This is a genomic window from Stenotrophomonas sp. STK16_22 (genome assembly GCF_051984505.1).
Classification (GTDB): domain Bacteria; phylum Pseudomonadota; class Gammaproteobacteria; order Xanthomonadales; family Xanthomonadaceae; genus Stenotrophomonas; species Stenotrophomonas maltophilia_A.
This window is the reverse complement of sequence record NZ_CP196972.1, coordinates 3,306,166-3,324,699: the sequence shown is the minus strand read 5'-3', so window position 1 is coordinate 3,324,699 and position 18,534 is coordinate 3,306,166. Positions and strand designations below refer to the sequence as shown.

At 66.2% G+C, this 18,534-nt stretch carries 18 protein-coding genes and 1 tRNA gene; 15 read left to right on the top strand and 4 right to left on the bottom strand.

Translation table 11 applies throughout. The features are described from left to right. Positions 1 to 24: 24 nt before the first annotated feature. On the bottom strand, positions 25 to 912 hold the full coding sequence (locus ACSYAO_RS15625) for a LysR family transcriptional regulator (protein ID WP_032128249.1): 888 nt from the start codon (positions 910 to 912) through the stop codon (positions 25 to 27). A gap of 97 nt (positions 913 to 1,009) precedes the next feature. Here ACSYAO_RS15625 and trpB point away from each other — a divergent pair, with 97 nt between their 5' ends. The 5 genes from trpB to glmM all read left to right on the top strand — a co-directional run bounded on the left by trpB (position 1,010) and on the right by glmM (position 6,167). Then, on the top strand, positions 1,010 to 2,227 hold the full coding sequence (gene trpB, locus ACSYAO_RS15620) for a tryptophan synthase subunit beta (protein WP_032128250.1): 1,218 nt from the start codon (positions 1,010 to 1,012) through the stop codon (positions 2,225 to 2,227). Next, positions 2,224 to 2,901 (top strand): hypothetical protein, encoded by a 678-nt coding sequence (locus tag ACSYAO_RS15615; protein ID WP_049463482.1) that lies wholly within the window; start codon positions 2,224 to 2,226, stop codon positions 2,899 to 2,901. The genes trpB and ACSYAO_RS15615 overlap by 4 nt, the downstream gene beginning before the upstream one ends. A 1-nt stretch (position 2,902) precedes the next feature. Further along, complete coding sequence (trpA, locus tag ACSYAO_RS15610; protein ID WP_049463483.1) at positions 2,903 to 3,712, top strand: tryptophan synthase subunit alpha; 810 nt, start codon at positions 2,903 to 2,905, stop codon at positions 3,710 to 3,712. Positions 3,713 to 3,930: 218 nt separating this feature from the next. Beyond that, positions 3,931 to 4,806 carry an acetyl-CoA carboxylase, carboxyltransferase subunit beta gene (gene accD / locus ACSYAO_RS15605; RefSeq protein ID WP_005410473.1) on the top strand — a complete coding sequence of 292 codons (876 nt, stop codon included), beginning with the start codon at positions 3,931 to 3,933 and terminating at the stop codon, positions 4,804 to 4,806. Next, a complete protein-coding gene (gene glmM / locus ACSYAO_RS15600) occupies positions 4,806 to 6,167 on the top strand; it encodes a phosphoglucosamine mutase (RefSeq protein WP_032128253.1) in 1,362 nt (453 codons plus the stop codon). Before accD ends, glmM begins: the two co-directional genes overlap by 1 nt. Positions 6,168 to 6,248: 81 nt before the next feature. Here glmM and ACSYAO_RS15595 read toward each other — a convergent pair whose 3' ends face one another. The 3 genes from ACSYAO_RS15595 to ACSYAO_RS15585 are packed head-to-tail and all read right to left on the bottom strand — an operon-like array spanning position 6,249 to position 10,151. Next, positions 6,249 to 7,106 carry a polysaccharide deacetylase family protein gene (locus ACSYAO_RS15595; protein WP_032128254.1) on the bottom strand — a complete coding sequence of 286 codons (858 nt, stop codon included), beginning with the start codon at positions 7,104 to 7,106 and terminating at the stop codon, positions 6,249 to 6,251. Continuing rightward, positions 7,099 to 8,244 carry a glycosyltransferase family 4 protein gene (locus ACSYAO_RS15590; protein ID WP_032128255.1) on the bottom strand — a complete coding sequence of 382 codons (1,146 nt, stop codon included), beginning with the start codon at positions 8,242 to 8,244 and terminating at the stop codon, positions 7,099 to 7,101. Before ACSYAO_RS15590 ends, ACSYAO_RS15595 begins: the two co-directional genes overlap by 8 nt. Positions 8,245 to 8,264: 20 nt before the next feature. Then, complete coding sequence (locus ACSYAO_RS15585) at positions 8,265 to 10,151, bottom strand: DUF3413 domain-containing protein (protein WP_049463486.1); 1,887 nt, start codon at positions 10,149 to 10,151, stop codon at positions 8,265 to 8,267. Between the two features lie 195 nt (positions 10,152 to 10,346). Here ACSYAO_RS15585 and ACSYAO_RS15580 point away from each other — a divergent pair, with 195 nt between their 5' ends. From ACSYAO_RS15580 to nuoE, 10 genes are all read left to right on the top strand, one after another. After that, a complete protein-coding gene (locus ACSYAO_RS15580; RefSeq protein WP_032128257.1) occupies positions 10,347 to 11,282 on the top strand; it encodes an isopenicillin N synthase family dioxygenase in 936 nt (311 codons plus the stop codon). 94 nt (positions 11,283 to 11,376) lie between these two features. Beyond that, a protein-coding gene (locus ACSYAO_RS15575; protein WP_223224739.1) for an IS3 family transposase occupies positions 11,377 to 12,611 on the top strand; the annotation gives its coding sequence in 2 pieces (ribosomal slippage) (positions 11,377 to 11,728 and positions 11,728 to 12,611; 1,236 coding nt in all). 836 nt (positions 12,612 to 13,447) lie between these two features. Then, positions 13,448 to 14,203 carry a triose-phosphate isomerase gene (gene tpiA / locus ACSYAO_RS15570; protein ID WP_032128643.1) on the top strand — a complete coding sequence of 252 codons (756 nt, stop codon included), beginning with the start codon at positions 13,448 to 13,450 and terminating at the stop codon, positions 14,201 to 14,203. Positions 14,204 to 14,234: 31 nt separating this feature from the next. After that, positions 14,235 to 14,672: a preprotein translocase subunit SecG gene (gene secG / locus ACSYAO_RS15565; protein ID WP_010486424.1), complete on the top strand. Its 438-nt coding sequence runs from the start codon at positions 14,235 to 14,237 to the stop codon at positions 14,670 to 14,672. A gap of 51 nt (positions 14,673 to 14,723) precedes the next feature. Further along, positions 14,724 to 14,808 (top strand) — tRNA-Leu (locus ACSYAO_RS15560). Between the two features lie 111 nt (positions 14,809 to 14,919). Further along, complete coding sequence (locus tag ACSYAO_RS15555) at positions 14,920 to 15,276, top strand: NADH-quinone oxidoreductase subunit A (RefSeq protein WP_008265012.1); 357 nt, start codon at positions 14,920 to 14,922, stop codon at positions 15,274 to 15,276. Continuing rightward, on the top strand, positions 15,267 to 15,821 hold the full coding sequence (locus ACSYAO_RS15550) for a NuoB/complex I 20 kDa subunit family protein (RefSeq protein WP_005410463.1): 555 nt from the start codon (positions 15,267 to 15,269) through the stop codon (positions 15,819 to 15,821). The genes ACSYAO_RS15555 and ACSYAO_RS15550 overlap by 10 nt, the downstream gene beginning before the upstream one ends. A 33-nt stretch (positions 15,822 to 15,854) precedes the next feature. Beyond that, positions 15,855 to 16,604, top strand: a complete 750-nt coding sequence (locus ACSYAO_RS15545; protein ID WP_005410462.1) for an NADH-quinone oxidoreductase subunit C — start codon at positions 15,855 to 15,857, stop codon at positions 16,602 to 16,604. Next, the gene (locus ACSYAO_RS15540; RefSeq protein WP_005417935.1) at positions 16,601 to 17,908 is read left to right on the top strand and encodes an NADH-quinone oxidoreductase subunit D; all 1,308 of its coding nucleotides are present in this window, start codon (positions 16,601 to 16,603) and stop codon (positions 17,906 to 17,908) included. The genes ACSYAO_RS15545 and ACSYAO_RS15540 overlap by 4 nt, the downstream gene beginning before the upstream one ends. Before the next feature lie 97 nt (positions 17,909 to 18,005). Beyond that, entirely contained in the window at positions 18,006 to 18,533 is a 528-nt protein-coding gene (gene nuoE / locus ACSYAO_RS15535; protein WP_006381132.1) for an NADH-quinone oxidoreductase subunit NuoE, read from the top strand. Position 18,534: the final 1 nt, after the last annotated feature.

Genomic DNA, 18,534 nt, shown 5'->3' with positions numbered 1-18,534 from the left:
GTGAACGCCGCCCGGGGCCTCGTCTCATTGCAGTTGCGCTGCTGCCCAGTCGGCCAGGGCGTCCACCCGTGCATCGGCCGGGCCATCCGGCCGCGCCAGCACCCAGAAGCCGCCGGTGGCGGTAAACCCCCACGGTGCGACCAGCCGGCCTGCTGCCAGATCTTCGGCCACCAGTGGCTCCGGTGCGATCGCCGGGCCCAGCCCGGCCACGGCTGCTTCCAGCAGGTAGTACAGATGTTCGAAAGCGGTGCCCAGCTGCAGCTTCGCGGTGTCCAGATCGTGCGCCTGCGCCCACGCCGGCCACGCCTGCGGCCGTGAGCTGGTGTGCAGCAGCGTTTCCTGCAGCAGCGCCGAGGGCGGTACCTGCCGCAGGCGCTGCGCGGCCGGATGCGAGGGTGCCACCACCACGCCGACCCGTTCCGGCGCCAGCTCACGCACCTGCCAGCCCCGTGGCCACGGCCCCTGCGCCAGCAGCAGCACGGCATCCAGCGCCGCCTGTGCTTCGGTGAAACTGCCATCCAGCGCCGACCACTGCAGGCGCACGCCGGGCAGGGCGGCCTGCAGCACGGGCAGGCGCGGGATCATCCAGCGCGCCAGTACGCTGCCGCTGCAGCCCAGCACCAGTGCTGGGGCCGCCGTCGGCCGGCGCAGCTCGCGCACGCAGTCTTCGATGCCGCTGAACGCCTCGCTGCACGCGGCCTGCAGCCGCGTGCCCGCAGCGGTCAGGCGCAGCCCGCGGCCGGCACGCTGGAACAATGCCAGGCCGAGATGATCCTCCAGCAGCTTCAGTTGCCGGCTGACCGCGCCGTGGGTGACATGCAGGTCCTGCGCGGCGCGCCCAACCCCGCCCAGACGGGCGGTGGCCTCGAACGCACGCAGCGCATTGAGGGGAGGCAGCAGGGAACGACTCATGTGAGATTTCCTGACGATATGCGCCAGATAATATCCATTTTCCGGTCACGACCCGTGCGCTAGAGTATCCACCTGTCTCGAACCAGCGGTCGCTTCCATGTCTGCCTCCCCCATTGCCGACTACCACGCCTTCCCGGATGCCCAGGGCCACTTCGGCCGCTACGGTGGCAGCTTCGTCGCCGAAACCCTGGTCGGCCCGCTGCAGGAACTGGCCCAGGCCTATGACCAGGCCCGCCAGGACCCCGAATTCCAGCTGGCCTATGACCGCGACCTGGCCCATTACGTGGGCCGGCCGAGCCCGATCTACCACGCCCAGCGCCTGAGCGACCATGTCGGCGGTGCGCAGATCCTGCTCAAGCGCGAGGACCTGAACCACACCGGTGCGCACAAGATCAACAACACCATCGGCCAGGCGCTGCTGGCCGCGCGGATGGGCAAGAAGCGCATCATCGCCGAGACCGGTGCCGGGCAGCATGGCGTGGCCAGTGCCACCGTTGCCGCGCGCTTGGGCCTGGAATGCGTGGTGTACATGGGCGCCACCGACATCGAGCGGCAGAAGATCAACGTCTACCGAATGAAGCTGCTCGGTGCGACGGTGGTGCCGGTCACCTCCGGCTCGGCCACCCTGAAGGACGCGCTCAACGAAGCGATGCGCGATTGGGTGACCAACGTGCAGGACACCTTCTACATCATCGGCACCGTGGCCGGCCCGGATCCGTACCCGCGCATGGTGCGCGATTTCAACGCCATCGTCGGCCGTGAAGCACGCGAGCAGATGCTGGCCGAGTACGGCCGCCTGCCGGATGCGATCACCGCTTGCGTCGGCGGCGGCAGCAATGCCATCGGCCTGTTTCATGCCTTCCTCAATGATCGCCAGGTCGAGATCGTCGGCGCCGAAGCTGCCGGTGATGGCATCAGCACCGGGCGCCACGCTGCATCGATCGCGGCGGGTCGGCCGGGCGTGCTGCACGGCAACCGCACCTATGTGCTGTGCGACGACGACGGCCAGATCATCGAGACCCACTCGGTGTCAGCCGGCCTGGACTACCCGGGTGTCGGGCCGGAGCACGCGTTCCTGGCCGATACCGGCCGCGCACGCTACCTCGGCATCACCGATGAGGAAGCGCTGCAGGCCTTCCACCTGCTGGCGCACACCGAAGGCATCCTGCCGGCGCTGGAGTCCAGCCATGCGCTGGCACAGGCGATCAAGCTGGCGCGTGAGCGACCGCGTGACCAGATCGTGCTGTGCAACCTGTCCGGCCGTGGCGACAAGGACGTGCACACCATCGCCGCGCGCGAAGGGCTGGTGCTGTGAGCGCGCGGCTGCGGAACAGCGGCGTGCTGCTGCTGGCGCTGGGCTTGGCCGCGTGCCAGCCGCCGGAGCCGCCGGTGCTGGCACCGGCCGCCAAGGCCACCACGCAGCCTGTGCAGCAGGCCGCCAACGATGATATTGACCCGATGGCGCGTACGCCCATTGTCGATGCCCCCTCCGAAGAAGGGACGAGCGGCGATGACGCGCCCGCGGTGGCTTCGGTGGCGCTGGATCATGCTGGTGACGTGCTGGTTGGCCAGCACATGAGTGACCTGAAGGCACTGGGTCCCTGGAAGGCGCAGGGCGCGAAGGAATTCTTCGAAGGCGACTGCGAGTACTACGACGGCAAGGGACTGCCGCCGGGCGTGTCGATGATGACCGACGACGACCGCGTGGTCCGTTTTGATCTGAAGCCGGGCGACGAGCCGGAACTGCCGGTTGAACAGCCGGGACCGTTCGGCCTGCGCATCGGCATGACCCGTGCCCAGGCCATGGCCCAGTTCCCGAAACCGCCGGTGTCCAGCCCGCATGCCTACGACGGTGACCAGGGCGAGTACCTCACCTGGCAGGACCCGGGTTCGGACCTGGGCATCCGCCTGGAACTGTTTGAAGGGAAGGTCACCCGGATGTACTGGGGGACCAGCGATGCGATTGAACTGATTGAAGGATGTGCCTGAGATGTCTGTATCCCGACTCGATGCTTGTTTCCAGCGCCTGCGCGAGCAGCAGCGCAAGGCGCTGATTCCCTTCATCACTGCCGGTGATCCCTCGCTGGAGGCCACCGTGCCGGTCATGCACGCACTGGTCGATGCCGGCGCCGACGTGATCGAACTGGGCGTGCCGTTCTCCGACCCGATGGCCGATGGCCCGACCATCCAGCGCAGCTCCGAGCGCGCGCTGGCGCGCGGTGCTGGCAGCCGCTACGTGCTGCAGGCCCTGGCGCAGTTCCGCGAGCGCGATGCGCAGACCCCGGTGGTACTGATGGGCTACCTGAACCCGGTGGAGATCCACGGCTACGCGGCTTTCGCCAAGGCCGCCGTGGACGCCGGCGTGGACGGCGTGCTGCTGGTCGACCTGCCGCCGGAAGAAGCGGGCGAGGCCCAGCAGGCGTTCGACGCAGCCGGCCTGGCGCTGGTGCTGCTGGCGTCGCCGACTACCAGCGAGGCGCGCGCCGACAAGCTGCTGGCGTTGGCCCGTGGCTATCTCTACTACGTCAGCTTTGCCGGTGTCACCGGCGCGTCCGAGCGCCTGGACAGCGATGCCGCCAGTGCCCGCCTGCAGGCGTTGCGCGCGCGTGCTTCGGTGCCGGTGGTGGCCGGCTTCGGCATCAAGGATGCCGACAGTGCTACGGCGATGGCCCGCCAGGCCGACGGCGTGGTGGTCGGCAGCGCGCTGGTGGCGGCGCTGGCCGAAGCGGGCTCGGCTGAAGAGGCCGCACAGCGCGCTCGAACCTTCCTGGCTCCGCTGCGGCAGGCGCTGGACGCCTGAGGGGTAGTGCCGGCCGCTGGCCGGCACACGCCTGGGCCGCGTGTGCGACAAGGGTTGCCGGCCAGCGGCTGGCACTTCCCCGCACCTAAACGTACGTCCCAGCATGGTTTTTTCCGGCGGCTCCGTGGCCGGCAAGGGGGTGCACGGGCAGGGAAAGCGGAGCTAGACTGTCCGCCTTTGCGGCCCTCGGGCCGCCCTGAACGGAAGTGTCCTCCCGCATGAGTTGGCTCAGCAAGTTGATGCCGTCCGGCATCCGCACCGACAACACCCCCAGCAAGAAGCGCAGTGTCCCCGAGGGCCTGTGGGAAAAGTGCAGCAACTGCGGCAGCGCGTTGTACCGTCCGGAACTGGAAGAGAACCTGGAGGTCTGCCCGAAGTGCGGCCACCACATGGCGATCCGCGCACGTGCGCGCCTGGCCGCCCTGTTCGACGCCGACAGCACCACCGAGATCGGTGCGCGCCTGGGCCCGACCGACCTGCTCAAGTTCAAGGACCAGAAGAAGTACAGCGAGCGCATCAAGATCGCGCAGAAGAACACCGGCGAGTACGACGCGCTGATCGCCATGCGCGGCCTGCTCAAGGGCCGTGCGCTGGTGGCCTCGTCGTTCGACTTCGCCTTCATGGGTGGCTCGATGGGCTCGGTGGTGGGTGAGCGTTTCGCGCTGGCCGCCGAAACCGCGGTCGAGATCGGCGCCCCGTACGTGTGCTTCTCGCAGAGTGGCGGCGCGCGCATGCAGGAAGGCCTGTTCTCGCTGATGCAGATGGCCAAGACCTCGGCCGCGCTGGGCAAGCTGCGTGAAGCGGGCCTGCCGTACATCTCGGTGCTGACCCACCCGACCACCGGTGGTGTGTCGGCCTCGTTCGCGATGCTGGGCGACATCAACATCGCCGAACCGCAGGCGCTGATCGGCTTCGCCGGCCCGCGCGTGATCGAGCAGACCGTGCGCGAGAAGCTGCCGGAGGGCTTCCAGCGCTCGGAGTTCCTGCTGGAGCACGGTGCCATCGACCAGATCTGCGACCGCCGCGAAATGCGCGACCGCCTGTCCGATCTGCTGGCAATGCTGGGCCGTCAGCCGGCGCCGGAGGTGGCTTGATGGGAGGCCGCAAGTACTTCGGTACTGATGGCATCCGTGGGCGGGTCGGCCAGGGCGTGATCTCGGCCGACTTCGTGCTGCGCCTGGGCAATGCCCTGGGCCGTGTCCTGGTCGCCCAGCGCGGCCAGGACGGGCGCCGGCCGATCGTGGTGATCGGCAAGGACACCCGCATTTCCGGTTACATGTTCGAAGCGGCACTGGAAGCCGGTCTGGTCGCCGCCGGCGCCGACGTACAGCTGCTGGGGCCGATGCCGACCCCGGCGGTGGCGTTCCTGACCCGCACGCTGGGCGTGGACGCCGGCATCGTCATCAGCGCCTCGCACAACCCGCATTACGACAACGGCATCAAGTTCTTCTCGGCCCAGGGCGAGAAGCTCGACGATGCCACCGAACTTGCCCTGGAAGCGGCGCTGGACGTTCCGTTCACCACCGCCGAATCGGAGAAGCTGGGCAAGGCATCGCGTGCGCGTGAAGCGGTCGGCCGCTACATCGAGTTCTGCAAGGCCAGCGTGCCGCGCGCGTTCGACCTGCGTGGCGTGCGCCTGGTGCTGGATTGCGCACACGGCGCCACCTACCAGATCGCACCGCTGCTGTTCCGCGAACTGGGGGCCGAGGTGATCGGCATCGGTGCCGAGCCCAACGGCGTCAACATCAACGCTGGTGTGGGTTCCACCCATATCGACAACCTGGCGGCCAAAGTCCGCGAGACCCGTGCCGATCTCGGCATCGCGTTCGATGGTGATGGCGACCGTGTGCTGATGGCCGACGACCAGGGCAACCCGGTCGACGGTGACGACCTGCTGTACATCCTGGCCCGCGCCTGGAAGGACGAAGGCCGCCTGCGCGGCCCGGTGGTCGGAACGCTGATGAGCAACTACGGCGTGGAGAAAGCTTTCGCCGATCTGCAGATCCCGTTCGTGCGCAGCAACGTTGGTGACCGCTACGTGCACCAGGCATTGGTCGAAGGCGGCGGTGTACTCGGTGGGGAAGCGTCGGGCCATCTGCTGTGCCTGGACCGGGCCACCACCGGTGATGGCATCGTCAGCGCTCTGCAGGTGCTGGTCGCGCTGCGCAACAGTGGGCAGACCCTGCGCCAGGCACTGAAGGGCCTGGTGCGGGTGCCGCAGAAGACCGTCAACGTGCGTCTGGGCAATGTCTCGGCCAAGGCCACGGTGCAGTCTGAAAGCGTGCAGTCCGCGCTGGCTGTGGCGCAGCAGGCCGTAGCCGGCCGTGGCCGCGCGTTCCTGCGGCCGTCCGGTACCGAGCCGGTGGTTCGGGTCACCGTGGAAGCCGATGACGCTACGCTGATGCAGCAGACGCTGGACCGCTTGTCCGCTGCGGTGCGTGAAGCCGCCAGCTGAGGCGACTGCACATCCGTACAAAGAAAGCGCCCCGGAATTCCGGGGCGTTTTCTTTTGCGGCGGCCCGGGAGGATGGCGTGCTCAGGGCCCCGGCACCATCTTCTTCTGGCGTGCCTTGAACCCATTGAACAGCGGCGCGATCAGCGGGTTGTAACTCAGGCGGATGCGCTTGCGCAGCCAGTTGGCCGGGCGGTTGCGGATCGCGAAACGATAGATGCGTTCCGGGTCGCCACCGATCACGTTGCGGCCGAACGGGTGGGTGGTGTGCAGGTAGCGGAAGCCCTGCTCGCGCGCCACTTCGATGTGATCCTGGTCGAAATCACCGTACGGCCAGCACAAGGTATCGGACACGTCGCCAAGCTTGTCCTGCAGGACTTCGCGCGAGATCGCCAGATCCCGGCTCAGGCCTGCACGGCGCTGCGCACGGTCCAGATCGTCACGGCGCAACCAGCGGGTGTGGGTATGGGTGTGGCAATGCACTTCGAAGGTGCCGGCGGCGATGGCCGCACGTGCTTCGCTCCAGCGCATCATCACATCGTCACTGCGGTCCTGCTCGTAGATCGCCGCTTCGCAGCCGCGATGGTCCGGCGTCGACGGCAGCGTCGCTCCGGCAATGCCGGCATGCGGACGTTCCGGGCCTTCGCCCATCCAGCCGGTGACCACGAACACCACGGCATGCATGCCGTACTTCTGCAGAATCGGATGGGCATACACCCAGTTGTCCAGGTAGCCATCGTCGAAGGTGATGACGATCGACTTGCGCGGCACCGGCTTGCCGGCCAGGAAGCCGGCGTACTGGTCCAGCGTCAGTGAGGTCCAGCCATTGCCTGCCAGCCACGCGATCTGGCTTTCGAAGTTTTCCGGCGACACGGTGATCATGCCCGGCGAAGGGCTGACATGGTGGTGCATCAGCACCGGAACGGTTCGCGCATCAGCCATGTCCCAGCTCCTTCAGCCACTGGTGGTAGTAGTGTTCGGTGGCTTCACCGTGGCCGTCCGGCGTGAAGCGGTGTGCGCCGTGCATCCAGTCCCAGCCAGCGCGGCCCATCTGCCGCCGCCGTTCCGGGTCGTCCACCAGCAGGCGCAAGGCACCTGTCAGGGCGGCATTGTCTCCCAAACGGGTGAGGATCGCATTGCTGCCATCGACCACCATCTCCGGCACGCCACCCACCCGCGTGGCTACGATCGGTACGCCCACATAAGCCGCTTCCAGGAACACGGTGCCGGCCGCTTCCTTGTGCGAGGCCAGCGCGAAGATGTCGAAGCCGGCCATCAGCCGGCAGGCTCCATCGCGGTAGCCGAGCAGGTGCACCTGGCGCTGCAGGCCGTGCTCGGCGCACATCGCCTGCAGTCGTTCCGTCACGGCCTGGCCATCACCGACGATCACCAGGTGCAGGTCCGGGTTGGCCTTGCACAGCGGGATCATCGCCTGCAGCAGGTCGGCATGGCCCTTGGGCTCGCGCAGTACCGCCACGCAGCCGACCACGATGTCCTGTTCGCCGAAACCGAGCTCGGCACGCACCTGCGCGCGCGCGTCCTGCAGGCACTGCCAGGGATCGGCCTTGCGGATCTCGCTCCAGCGCGGCGGAACCGCGATCGGCGGCACGATGCCGATGCGCTCGGCCGGAATGCCACGGTCGGCCAGCAGCTGCTTGACGAAGCTGCTGACGGTCAACACCCGGTGCGGAAGCCCGGTATAGGTCAGCAGCGAATTGACCGGGCTCATCAGGTGGCGCGAGCGCACCACCAGCGGCGTGCCGCCCAGGCGTGCACCGGCGGCGGCGATCAGCGCATCGCGGCGGCTGGTGGTGTTGACCACGTCGTAGCGTTCGCGACGCACCAGTCGCGATACCGACCACACGCCGCGCAGCAGGCGCGCCAGGCCTCCCATGCGCAGCGTATGCACAGTGAAACCGTCGTCGCGTGCCAGTGTGGCCAGGCGCGCATCGGGCTGGCACAGCAACGACACTTCATGGCCACGCGCGCGCATCACCTGCATGTGCCGGAAGATGTAGATCTCCTGCCCGCCCATTCCCTTGGCGGCTTCGGTATGCAGGATGCGCAGCGGACGGTTCATGCAGGATCGGTCCTTGAAGTTCAGCGGTTGCGGAAGCGGGTCAGCGCTTCCCATGCGGAGCGGATGGCGGCGGCGTCCGGCGCCTGCTGCGACAGCGGACGGTACTGCCGGTCGAGCGCGGTGGCGTTGCCGAACTTGTCGAACACGTAGATGGCATCGCCATGGCGTACCGCGCGCTGCGACCAGCTCTCCACCACCAGCGCACGTTCGCTGGTGGTGGGCGCGGCCAGCAGGTCCTGGCCTGTACTGAAGTCGCTCAGTGCGTTCTCGCAGCCCAGTGCGTGGCGCATCAACGTCGGCACCCAGTCCTCATGCGAACTGGTGCGCATCTCATGGCCGCTGGCCTGGCCTGGCCAGTGCAGCACGAACGGCACCTGCAGCTGGTAGTCGGAGAAGTTGCCGTTGTGGCCCCAGTAGTTCAGCTTGAGGTCGTTGAACTCTTCGGCATGGTCACCGGTGACCAGCACGATGGTGTTCTCGGCCAAGCCTTGTGCGCGAAGGTCGTCCAGCAGCGAGCCGATCAGGCTGTCGGCGTAGTGAACGGCGGTGCGGTAGCGGTTGAGCTCCGGCGTCGGGTCGTGGTCCGGGCCGAAGGACAGGAAGTCGATCTCCTTGGCCATCGGCGTGGCCACCGGCGGGTAGCTGGCGGGCAGGTGGTAGCCGGCGTGGGTGGAGTCGAGGAACACGAAGCCGAACCACGGGTGCTGCGCGGCCTGGCTGGTGCGGATGTCGTTCTGCAGCGCGGTGACGATGGCTGCGTCACGCTTGTCGGGCGTCAGGGCGGAGGGGCCCTGGTGCAGCTGGTCGCGTACGTCGGCGAAGGCGGTGCGGTCGAACTCCGGGCTGTACAGCGGCGCGCTGCCGTACAGGTGCAGGTCGTAGCCCTGCTGGCCCAGCACCTGGAACAGCTGCGAGCCGCGCTGTTCGTCCAGCATGCTCTGCCAGTAGCCGCCGGGCAGGCCGTAGAGCAGGCCGAACAGGCCGTAGCGGGTGGCATTGCCGGTGCTGAAATGCTGGTCGTACACGCGCGAAGCCTGTGCCAGTGCCGTCGTATTGGGCATCAGCTGCGGCGTCATGGCGTCCTGGCGCAGCGACTCCAGCACCACCATCAGCACATTCGGCCGATGCGGGTTCTGGCAGCGCAGGGGCTGCAGCGGATACAGCAGCTGCGCATGGCGCGGGTCAGGCAGGCCGGCCTGCTGTTCGCTGACAACGCCCAGTTTGCGCATGAAGCTCTTGGCGGTGATCGGCTGCGCCCAGGGCAGGTAGTTCCACTGCGCGATGACGTCGCGGTCGCCGCGGGCATCGTAGTAGGCGGTGGCGACCTGGCCCCCCCCCATCAGCAGAGCGACCACCGCCCAGGCCTGCAGGACCCGGCGGCGGCGGGGCAGGGCGGGCAACAGCTTCCAGCATGCCCAGGCCAGCAGGCCTTCGGCGGCGAAGATGGCGGCGACCAGCAGTCCGGCCTGCAGCCAGGTTTTCCAGGACAACGCGACCTGGTCCTGCAGCGCGCCGCCGAACACCATGTTCACCACCATGGCATTGAGGTGGAACCGATACAGAGTGAAAACCTTCGCATCAACCAGCAGCAGGCACAGCCACAGGCCCTGCAGCAGCACGGCGCTGATGCTCAGCGTGCGCGCGCTGCGCGGCCACAGGCCCAGCAGCAGCGGCAGCAGGCCTGCGAGGGCACCGAAGGCGAGCAGATGCCCCGGCAGAGCGACGGACAGGTAAACCAGGCCGATTGCGCCACCGGGGTTGTCGGCCAGCGGTACGTTGCCGAGCGTGATCGCCATCGCCAGCAGCGCGTTGCCGGCCACGAACAGCGACCACCAGGCCAATCGGCGCCAGTGACGTGCCGGGCCGGAGGGCAGGGAGGTGTTGGCAGAAGGAGCAGCAGGGCGCATGAAGGACGGAGGCGGCAGGTGGAACAGGGGCGGGAGTCCCGGTTGTGACGGAATCGTTAATCCGCGCGCGGGTTGCGCATTGTATCGGTTTGTTTCTTCGTATCGAGTGGCGTCCCCCGGGCGATCTGTCACAATGTTCAGGTGGGCCATGAATGCGCTGGCCCTTCCAGACCCAACGACAAGCCAGGAACCGCTGTGAGCCAGATCCCCACCCTCGACATCACCCGTTTCGACAGCGACCGCGAGGCCTTCGTGGCCGAGCTGGGCGCGGCCTACCGCCAATGGGGATTCGCGGGCATCCGCAACCACGGCATCCCGCAGGCCGACATCGACGCGGCCTACGATGCCTTCAAGGCCTTCTTCGCCCTGCCGGAGGAGGTCAAGCGCAAGTACCACGTGGCCGGCAGTGGCGGCGCCCGCGGCTACACCCCGTTCGGCGTGGAGACCGCCAAGGGCTCCAAGCATTTCGACCTGAAGGAGTTCTGGCACATCGGTCGCGAGATCGCCGACGACTCCAAGTACCGCGACGTGATGGCGCCGAACCTGTGGCCGACCGAGGTCGAGGGCTTCCGCGAGCGCGGTTACGGCCTGTACCAGGCGCTGGACAACCTGGGTTCGCGCGTACTGTCGGCGCTGGCCCTGCACATCGGCCTGCCGGAAGACTTCTTCGCCGACAAGACCAACTTCGGTAACTCGATCCTGCGCCCGATCCACTACCCGCCGATCACCACCGACGACATCCCGAACGTGCGCGCCGGCGCGCATGGCGACATCAACTTCATCACCCTGCTGGTCGGCGCCAGCGCCGCGGGCCTGGAAGTGCAGTCGCACGAGGGCGAGTGGGTGCCGTTCACCTCGGACGCGGACACCATCGTGGTCAACATCGGCGACATGCTGCAGCGCCTGACCAACCACGTGTACCCGTCGACCATCCATCGCGTGGTCAACCCCCCGGGTGAGCTGGCGCGCCAGCCGCGCTACTCGGTGCCGTTCTTCCTGCATCCGAACCCGGACTATCTGATCGACGTGCTGCCGTCCTGCATCACCCCGGAGAACCCGAGCCGGTACCCGGAGGCGATCACCGCCCACGGCTTCCTCGAGGAACGCCTGCGCGAGATCAAGCTGAAGTAATGAGAAGTGAGGCCGCCGAAAGGCGGCCTTTTTCTTTAGCATGACCCGTCCTGAATTGGGTTGACACTTTTTCCCTCTGGAAAAGGAATGTTCAATGAAATCAACAATCAGGCGCAGTCAGCGGGATTACTCGCTGGCCTTCAAGTTGTCCGTGGTCGATCAGGTCGAGCGTGGAGAACTGACCTATAAGAAGGCTCAGGAGCGATACGGTATCCAAGGTAGCAGCACGGTTCTGAAGTGGCTTCGCCGCCATGGTCGGCAGGATTGGTCAGGTGGTGCATCATCTGCCCCCATGACGACTTCTCCCAAAAGTGGACCGGCCACGCCGCTGACGCCGGAACAACAGATCAAGGCCCTGCAGGTCCAGTTGCGGGAGGCCAACGAGAAAGCACAGCTTTTCGAAGCCATCGTGGATGTCCTCAAAGAGGATTACGGGGTGCGCATCGTAAAAAAGCCTTCAGGCAAGTCCTCACGCAAGGGCGCCTCAAAGGCGTAAGCGTGGCAAGGGCTTGCCGCCATTTCGGCATCAGTCGACAGGCGTTCTATCAAGCGGGGTGCCGGCATCAACGACGACGCGCCAGCGAGACCAAAGCACTGGCGCTGGTGAGCGATTGCCGCGTGCGGCAGCCACGGATCGGGACGCGCAAGTTGCACCATTTGATCGGACCGAAGCTGCAGGCGGCGGGAATCACCATGGGGCGTGACCGGTTGTTTGACGTACTTCGGGAAGCGCGCCTGCTGGTACCGAAACGTCGGGCTTATCACAAGACTACCGACAGCCATCATCGCTTTCGCAGGCATCCGAATCTGCTCAAACCTGGCCAAGGATGCGTAATACCAACCGGTAGCGAGCAGGTGTGGGTGGCGGACATCACCTATCTGCCGACGCAGGGGAAGTTCGTGTATCTGAGCCTGGTCACCGATGCCTGGTCGCGCAAGATCGTGGGCTGGAGCGTGCATGAAACGCTACAGACAGAGCAGGTAGCTCAGGCGCTGGAGATGGCGCTGAAAGGGAGAAAGACACCGCAGAAGCTGATCCATCACTCTGATCGTGGAATCCAGTACTGCTCGGATTACTACCAGAAGATCCATGCGCGGCACGGCCTGACCTGCTCGATGACCGACGGCTACGACTGCTATCAGAACGCTCTGGCAGAGCGAGTCAACGGGATCCTCAAGTGCGAGTTCCTGCTTCATCGCCCACGGGACCTGGGGCAAGCCCGCCAGATGGTGGCTGAGGCCGTAGACATCTACAACGCTGAGCGCCCCCACCTGTCCCTTAAAATGCAGACGCCCGATGCGATGCATCGGGCGTCTTTGGCCGCCTGACGGCGGCCGGACCATCCACCCATCGGTGTCAACCTATGGCAGGACGAGTCAGCAGGGCTGCGCCCCGCACCCGCGGTAGTGCCGGCCGCTGGCCGGCAAGTCCAAAGCCAAAGCGGCTCTGGGATGTTCCGTGGGGAGGCGGGGAGGTGTCGGATGGCGGGGACGCCGTGAACCCGTCCTGGGGGCTTGGCCGCGGCATCCATGCCGCGGACACCCCGCCATCCGACACCTCCCCGCCTTCGACAGTTTCCCGGTGACGGTGGGTAAATCGCGATTTCCGGTAGGTGTCGACCTTGGTCGACACGGTAGATCCACGCCATGGGTGCGGGCAGCTACCCACACTGCCGCTTTTGCTTTTGATCTTCTTATTTCTTTCCGTGGCGGGCGGAACCGCCGGAATGTGTCAGAGGCCGGGCGGGTGGGGCTGCGCAGGGGCGTGAGCCGCATGGGCCCGAGGCATGCCTCGGGCGCGTTGGGCAGGACGCCCAACCCGGGTCTTGCTCGTGTGTGCAGGACAGCGCACACGAGCAAGCGGCGACCGAGCTTACAGGGGGGAGGGCGCTTTGCTTGCGAAGCACTGCTTCGCAAGCGCCCGAACGCACAGCCGCCAGCGGCTGGGCCGGGCCCCGGAGGGGGACTTGCAGCGCCCCCTGCGCAGTCCCACCCGCCCGGCCAAGCCCCAAATCCAACCGGGCTCTCCGCGACCAACCCAACCCCGCCCCCGCCACGAGGGGCTGCGCCGTTGGCTGAAAATCCATGTAACCGCTTACACGGAAACGGATTTTTGCCGTAACGGGTATCATGATCGGCTGACTTCACACAGGAGCCACCCGCTCATGCGCCGCAAGATCGTCGCCGGAAACTGGAAGCTGCATGGCAGCCGTCAATTCGCCAATGAACTGCTGGGGCAGGTCGCCGCCGGGCTGCCGCTGGAGGGGGTGGACGTGGTGATCCTGCCGCCGCTGCCGTACCTGGGGGAGCTGGTCGAGGACTTCGGCGAGACCGGCCTGGCCTTTGGCGCGCAGGACGTGAGCAGCAACGAGAAGGGCGCCTACACCGGCGAGGTCTGTGCCGCCATGCTGGTCGAGGTCGGCGCCCGCTATGGCCTGGTCGGCCATTCCGAGCGCCGCCAGTACCACCATGAAAGCAGCGAGCTGGTCGCGCGCAAGTTCGCCGCCGCCCAGCACGCCGGCCTGGTGCCGGTGCTGTGCGTGGGCGAGACCCTGGAGCAGCGCGAGGCCGGGCAGACCGAAGCGGTCATCGCCGGCCAGCTGGCGCCGGTGCTGGAGCTGGTCGGCGCGGCCGGTTTCGCCAAGGCCGTGGTCGCCTACGAGCCGGTCTGGGCCATCGGTACCGGCCGTACCGCTACCAAGGAGCAGGCGCAGCAGGTGCACGCGTTCATCCGTGGCGAAGTCGCGCGTATCGATGCTAGAATCGCTGATTCACTGCCCATTGTTTACGGCGGTAGCGTGAAGCCCGACAATGCCGGGGAACTGTTCGCGCAGCCGGATGTCGATGGTGGGCTGGTCGGCGGCGCCTCCCTGGTAGCCGCGGACTTCCTGGCCATCGCACGGGCGGCGGCCGCGAACTAATCCTAGAAGTTTTGTCCGAGGGCGGTTTCCAATGCTGATGTTGATCCTCAATGTCGTCTACGTGCTGGTCGCTGTGGCCATGATCGCGCTGATCCTGATGCAGCGTGGCTCGGGTGCGGCGGCGGGTTCGGGCTTTGGTGCCGGTGCCTCGGGTACGGTGTTCGGTGCGCGCGGCGCCTCGAACTTCCTGTCCAAGTCGACCAAGTGGCTGGCTGTCGTGTTCTTCGGTATCAGCCTCTTCATGGCCTGGTATGCCGGTCATGGCAGCCGCCCGGCGGCCGACCAGGATCTGGGCCTGATGTCCGCCCCGGCGGCAGTCGCTCCGGCGGCTCCGGCGGGCGAACTGCCGGCCGTTCCGAAGGCCGATGCGGTCCCGGCCGCCCCGGTTCCGGCCGCGAATGTGCCGGCTCAGGCGGAATCTTCGGTTTCTGGTGAAGAAAAGCCTTCGGAAGGCTCCCAGAAAGACTGAAGCCGGTTACAATACGCGGCGCATCGGGAAGATAGTCTGATGTGATCGTTTGCCCAGGTGGCGGAATTGGTAGACGCACTACCTTGAGGTGGTAGCGACGCAAGTCGTAGGGGTTCGAGTCCCCTCTTGGGCACCATTTGTAAGTAAAGCGGGTTCGTCTGGCGCGCAAGGCGCCAGGCAGATTCCCGTCCACTCCCCCATGCCAAAGCGCCTGCAGGCGCGGCGGCAGAGGCAAGAGAGAATCGCTGTGCTGGCCGAATATTTGCCGTCTCTGCTGTTTCTGATCGTTGCCACCGGTATCGGCATTACGCTGATGCTGGTTGGTCGATTCCTCGGTCCCCGCCGCCCCGATCTGGAAAAGCTGTCGCCGTACGAGTGCGGCTTCGAGGCCTTCGAAGACGCGCGCATGAAGTTCGACGTGCGCTACTACCTGATCGCGATCCAGTTCATCGTCTTCGACCTGGAAATCATCTTCATCGTGCCGTGGACCCAGGTCTTCATGGAGCTGGGTGCCCGTTCGCTCATCACCATGGGCCTGTTCGTCGGCATGCTGTTCCTCGGTTTCATTTACGTCTGGAAGAAGGGAGCGCTGGAATGGGAGTGATTCAGACTCTCGATGGCCTCATGAACAACCCCACGCCGGAAGGCCGGGTTGATGACATCCTGCGGCCGGAAGGCGACAACCCGCTGCTGGAAAAGGGCTTCGTCACCACCAGCGTCGATGCACTGCTGAACTGGGCGCGCACCGGCTCGATGTGGCCGATGACCTTCGGTCTGGCCTGCTGCGCGGTCGAGATGATGCATGCCGGCGCCGCGCGTCTGGACCTTGACCGCTACGGCGTGGTGTTCCGCCCGTCGCCGCGTCAGTCCGACGTGATGATCGTGGCCGGTACCCTGGTCAACAAGATGGCCCCGGCGCTGCGCAAGGTCTACGACCAGATGCCGGACCCGAAGTGGGTCATCTCGATGGGTAGCTGCGCCAATGGTGGCGGCTATTACCACTACTCCTATTCTGTGGTGCGCGGCTGTGATCGCGTGGTGCCGGTGGACGTCTACGTCCCGGGCTGCCCGCCGACCGCCGAGGCGCTGGTGTACGGGATCCTGCAGCTGCAGAAGAAGATCTGGCGTACACAGACCATCGCCCGCTGACCCCTTCACCTGACAAGAGCGCGCCAAGCCCCCATGGCAGAGCAAGCATCCTTCATCGACCGACTCTCCGCACGTTTCGCAGGTGCGAAGGTCATCGTGGTCGAACCCCGCGGCGAAGTGACGCTGGAAGTGCCTGCCGCCGAGTGGCACGCCACCGCCCTGGCGCTGCGTGACGAGTTTGGTTTCGAGCAGGCCGTGGATCTCTGCGGCGTCGACTACCTCGGTTATGGCTCCGACGAATGGGACACCGCCGACGTGTCCTCGCAGGGCTTCAGCCGTGGCGTCGAAGGCAAGGCCCAGGGCCGTTTCGCGTGGGGCGAGTTCCCCACCGAGGAAAACGGCGCCGACGGTGCCCGCCCGCAGCACATGCCGACCCAGCGTTTCGCCGTGGTCGCCCAGCTGCGTTCGTACCAGCACAACCTGATGATGCACCTGCGCTGCTTCGCCCCTGACGAAGCGCTGCCAGTGGTGTCCTCGCTGACCGGCATCTGGCCGGGCCTGAACTGGTTCGAGCGCGAAGCGTTCGACCTGTACGGCGTGATCTTCGAAGGCCACCCGGACCTGCGCCGGATCCTGACCGACTACGGTTTCGTCGGCCATCCGTTCCGCAAGGACTTCCCGCTGATCGGCAATGTCGAAGTCCGCTACGACGAAGAAAAGAAGCGCGTGATCTACGAACCGGTCACCTCGGTGGAGCCGCGTGTCGGCGTGCCGCGCGTGATCCGCGACGACGCCCGTCTGCAGACCGCAGAAGGTGAGCGCGCGCAGGAGGCAGTGAAGTGAGCCACGTACACCAGGCCGGCGAAGCCTTCGCCAGCAACGCCGCCGAAAGCCGGCAGGAAATCCGCAACTACACCATGAACTTCGGCCCGCAGCATCCGGCCGCGCACGGTGTGCTGCGCCTGATCCTGGAAATGGACGGCGAAACCATCATGCGCGCCGACCCGCACGTGGGTCTGCTGCACCGTGGTACCGAAAAGCTGGCCGAGTCCAAGCCGTTCAACCAGTCGATCGGCTACATGGATCGCCTGGATTACGTGTCGATGATGTGCAACGAGCACGCCTACGTGCGCGCGATCGAGACCCTGATGGGCATCGAAGCGCCGGAGCGTGCGCAGTACATCCGCACCATGTACGACGAAATCACCCGCATCCTCAACCACCTGATGTGGCTGGGTTCCAACGCGCTCGACCTGGGTGCGATGGCGGTGATGCTGTACGCCTTCCGCGAGCGCGAAGAGCTGATGGACTGCTATGAAGCGGTCTCCGGCGCGCGCATGCACGCGGCGTACTACCGTCCGGGCGGTGTCTACCGCGACCTGCCGGACCACATGCCGAAGTACAAGGAATCGCGCTGGCACAAGGGCAAGGCGCTGAAGCAGCTCAATGCTTCGCGCGAAGGCTCGCTGCTGGACTTCCTGGAGAACTTCACCGTCGAGTTCCCCAAGCGCATCGACGAATACGAAACCCTGCTGACCGACAACCGTATCTGGAAGCAGCGTACCGTCGGCATCGGCGTGGTCACTCCGGAACTGGCCCACCAGTGGGGCATGACCGGCGTGATGCTGCGTGGCTCGGGCATTGCCTGGGACCTTCGCAAGAAGCGTCCGTATGCCAAGTACGATGCCGTCGATTTCGACATCCCGCTGGGCAAGGAAGGCGACTGCTACGACCGCTACCTGGTCCGCGTTGCCGAAATGCGCGAGTCCAACCGCATCATCAAGCAGTGCGTGGCGTGGCTGAAGGCCAACCCCGGCCCGGTGATGGTGAAGAACTTCAAGGTTGCTCCGCCCAGGCGCGAGGACATGAAGGACGACATGGAAGCGCTGATCCACCACTTCAAGCTGTTCAGCGAGGGCTACTGCGTGCCGGCCGGCGAGACCTACTCGGCGGTGGAAGCCCCGAAGGGCGAATTCGGCTGCTACCTGGTCTCCGATGGCGCCAACAAGCCGTTCCGCGTGCACCTGCGTGCGCCGGGCTTCGCCCACCTGTCCTCGATCGATTCGGTCGTGCGCGGCCACATGCTGGCCGACGTGGTGGCGATGATCGGTACCTACGACCTGGTGTTCGGCGAGGTTGACCGGTAATGCCGTCCGCCACGCCAACGCCCGCTGCAGGCAGCCGGCGCAAGCCGGCGCCGCAGTTTCTGGAATTTCACGTTATGCATTTCGCTGAGGTCGGCCGATGAAGGCGACAGGTAATTTCGAGGCGGCGCGCGACGTCGACCCGATGGTGGTGCTGAGCGACAAGACCCGCGCTCACATCGATCACTGGCTGTCCAAGTTCCCGCCGGACCGCAAGCGCTCTGCCGTGCTGCAGGGCCTGCATGCGGCCCAGGAGCAGAACGAGGGCTGGCTGACCGACGAACTGATCGCCGGCGTGGCCAAGTACCTGGACCTGCCGCCGGTGTGGGCCTACGAGGTCGCCAGCTTCTACTCGATGTTCGAGACCGAGAAGGTGGGCCGCAACAACGTGGCCATCTGCACCAACATCAGCTGCTGGCTCAATGGCGCCGAGGACATCGTCCGCCATTGCGAGAAGAAGCTGGGCATCAAGCACGGTGAATCGACCCCGGACGGCCGCGTCTACCTCAAGCGCGAGGAAGAGTGCCTGGCCGGCTGCGGTGGCGCGCCGATGATGGTCATCAACGGTCACTACCATGAGCGTCTGACCCTGGAAAAGGTCGACGAGCTGCTGGACGGGCTGGAGTAAG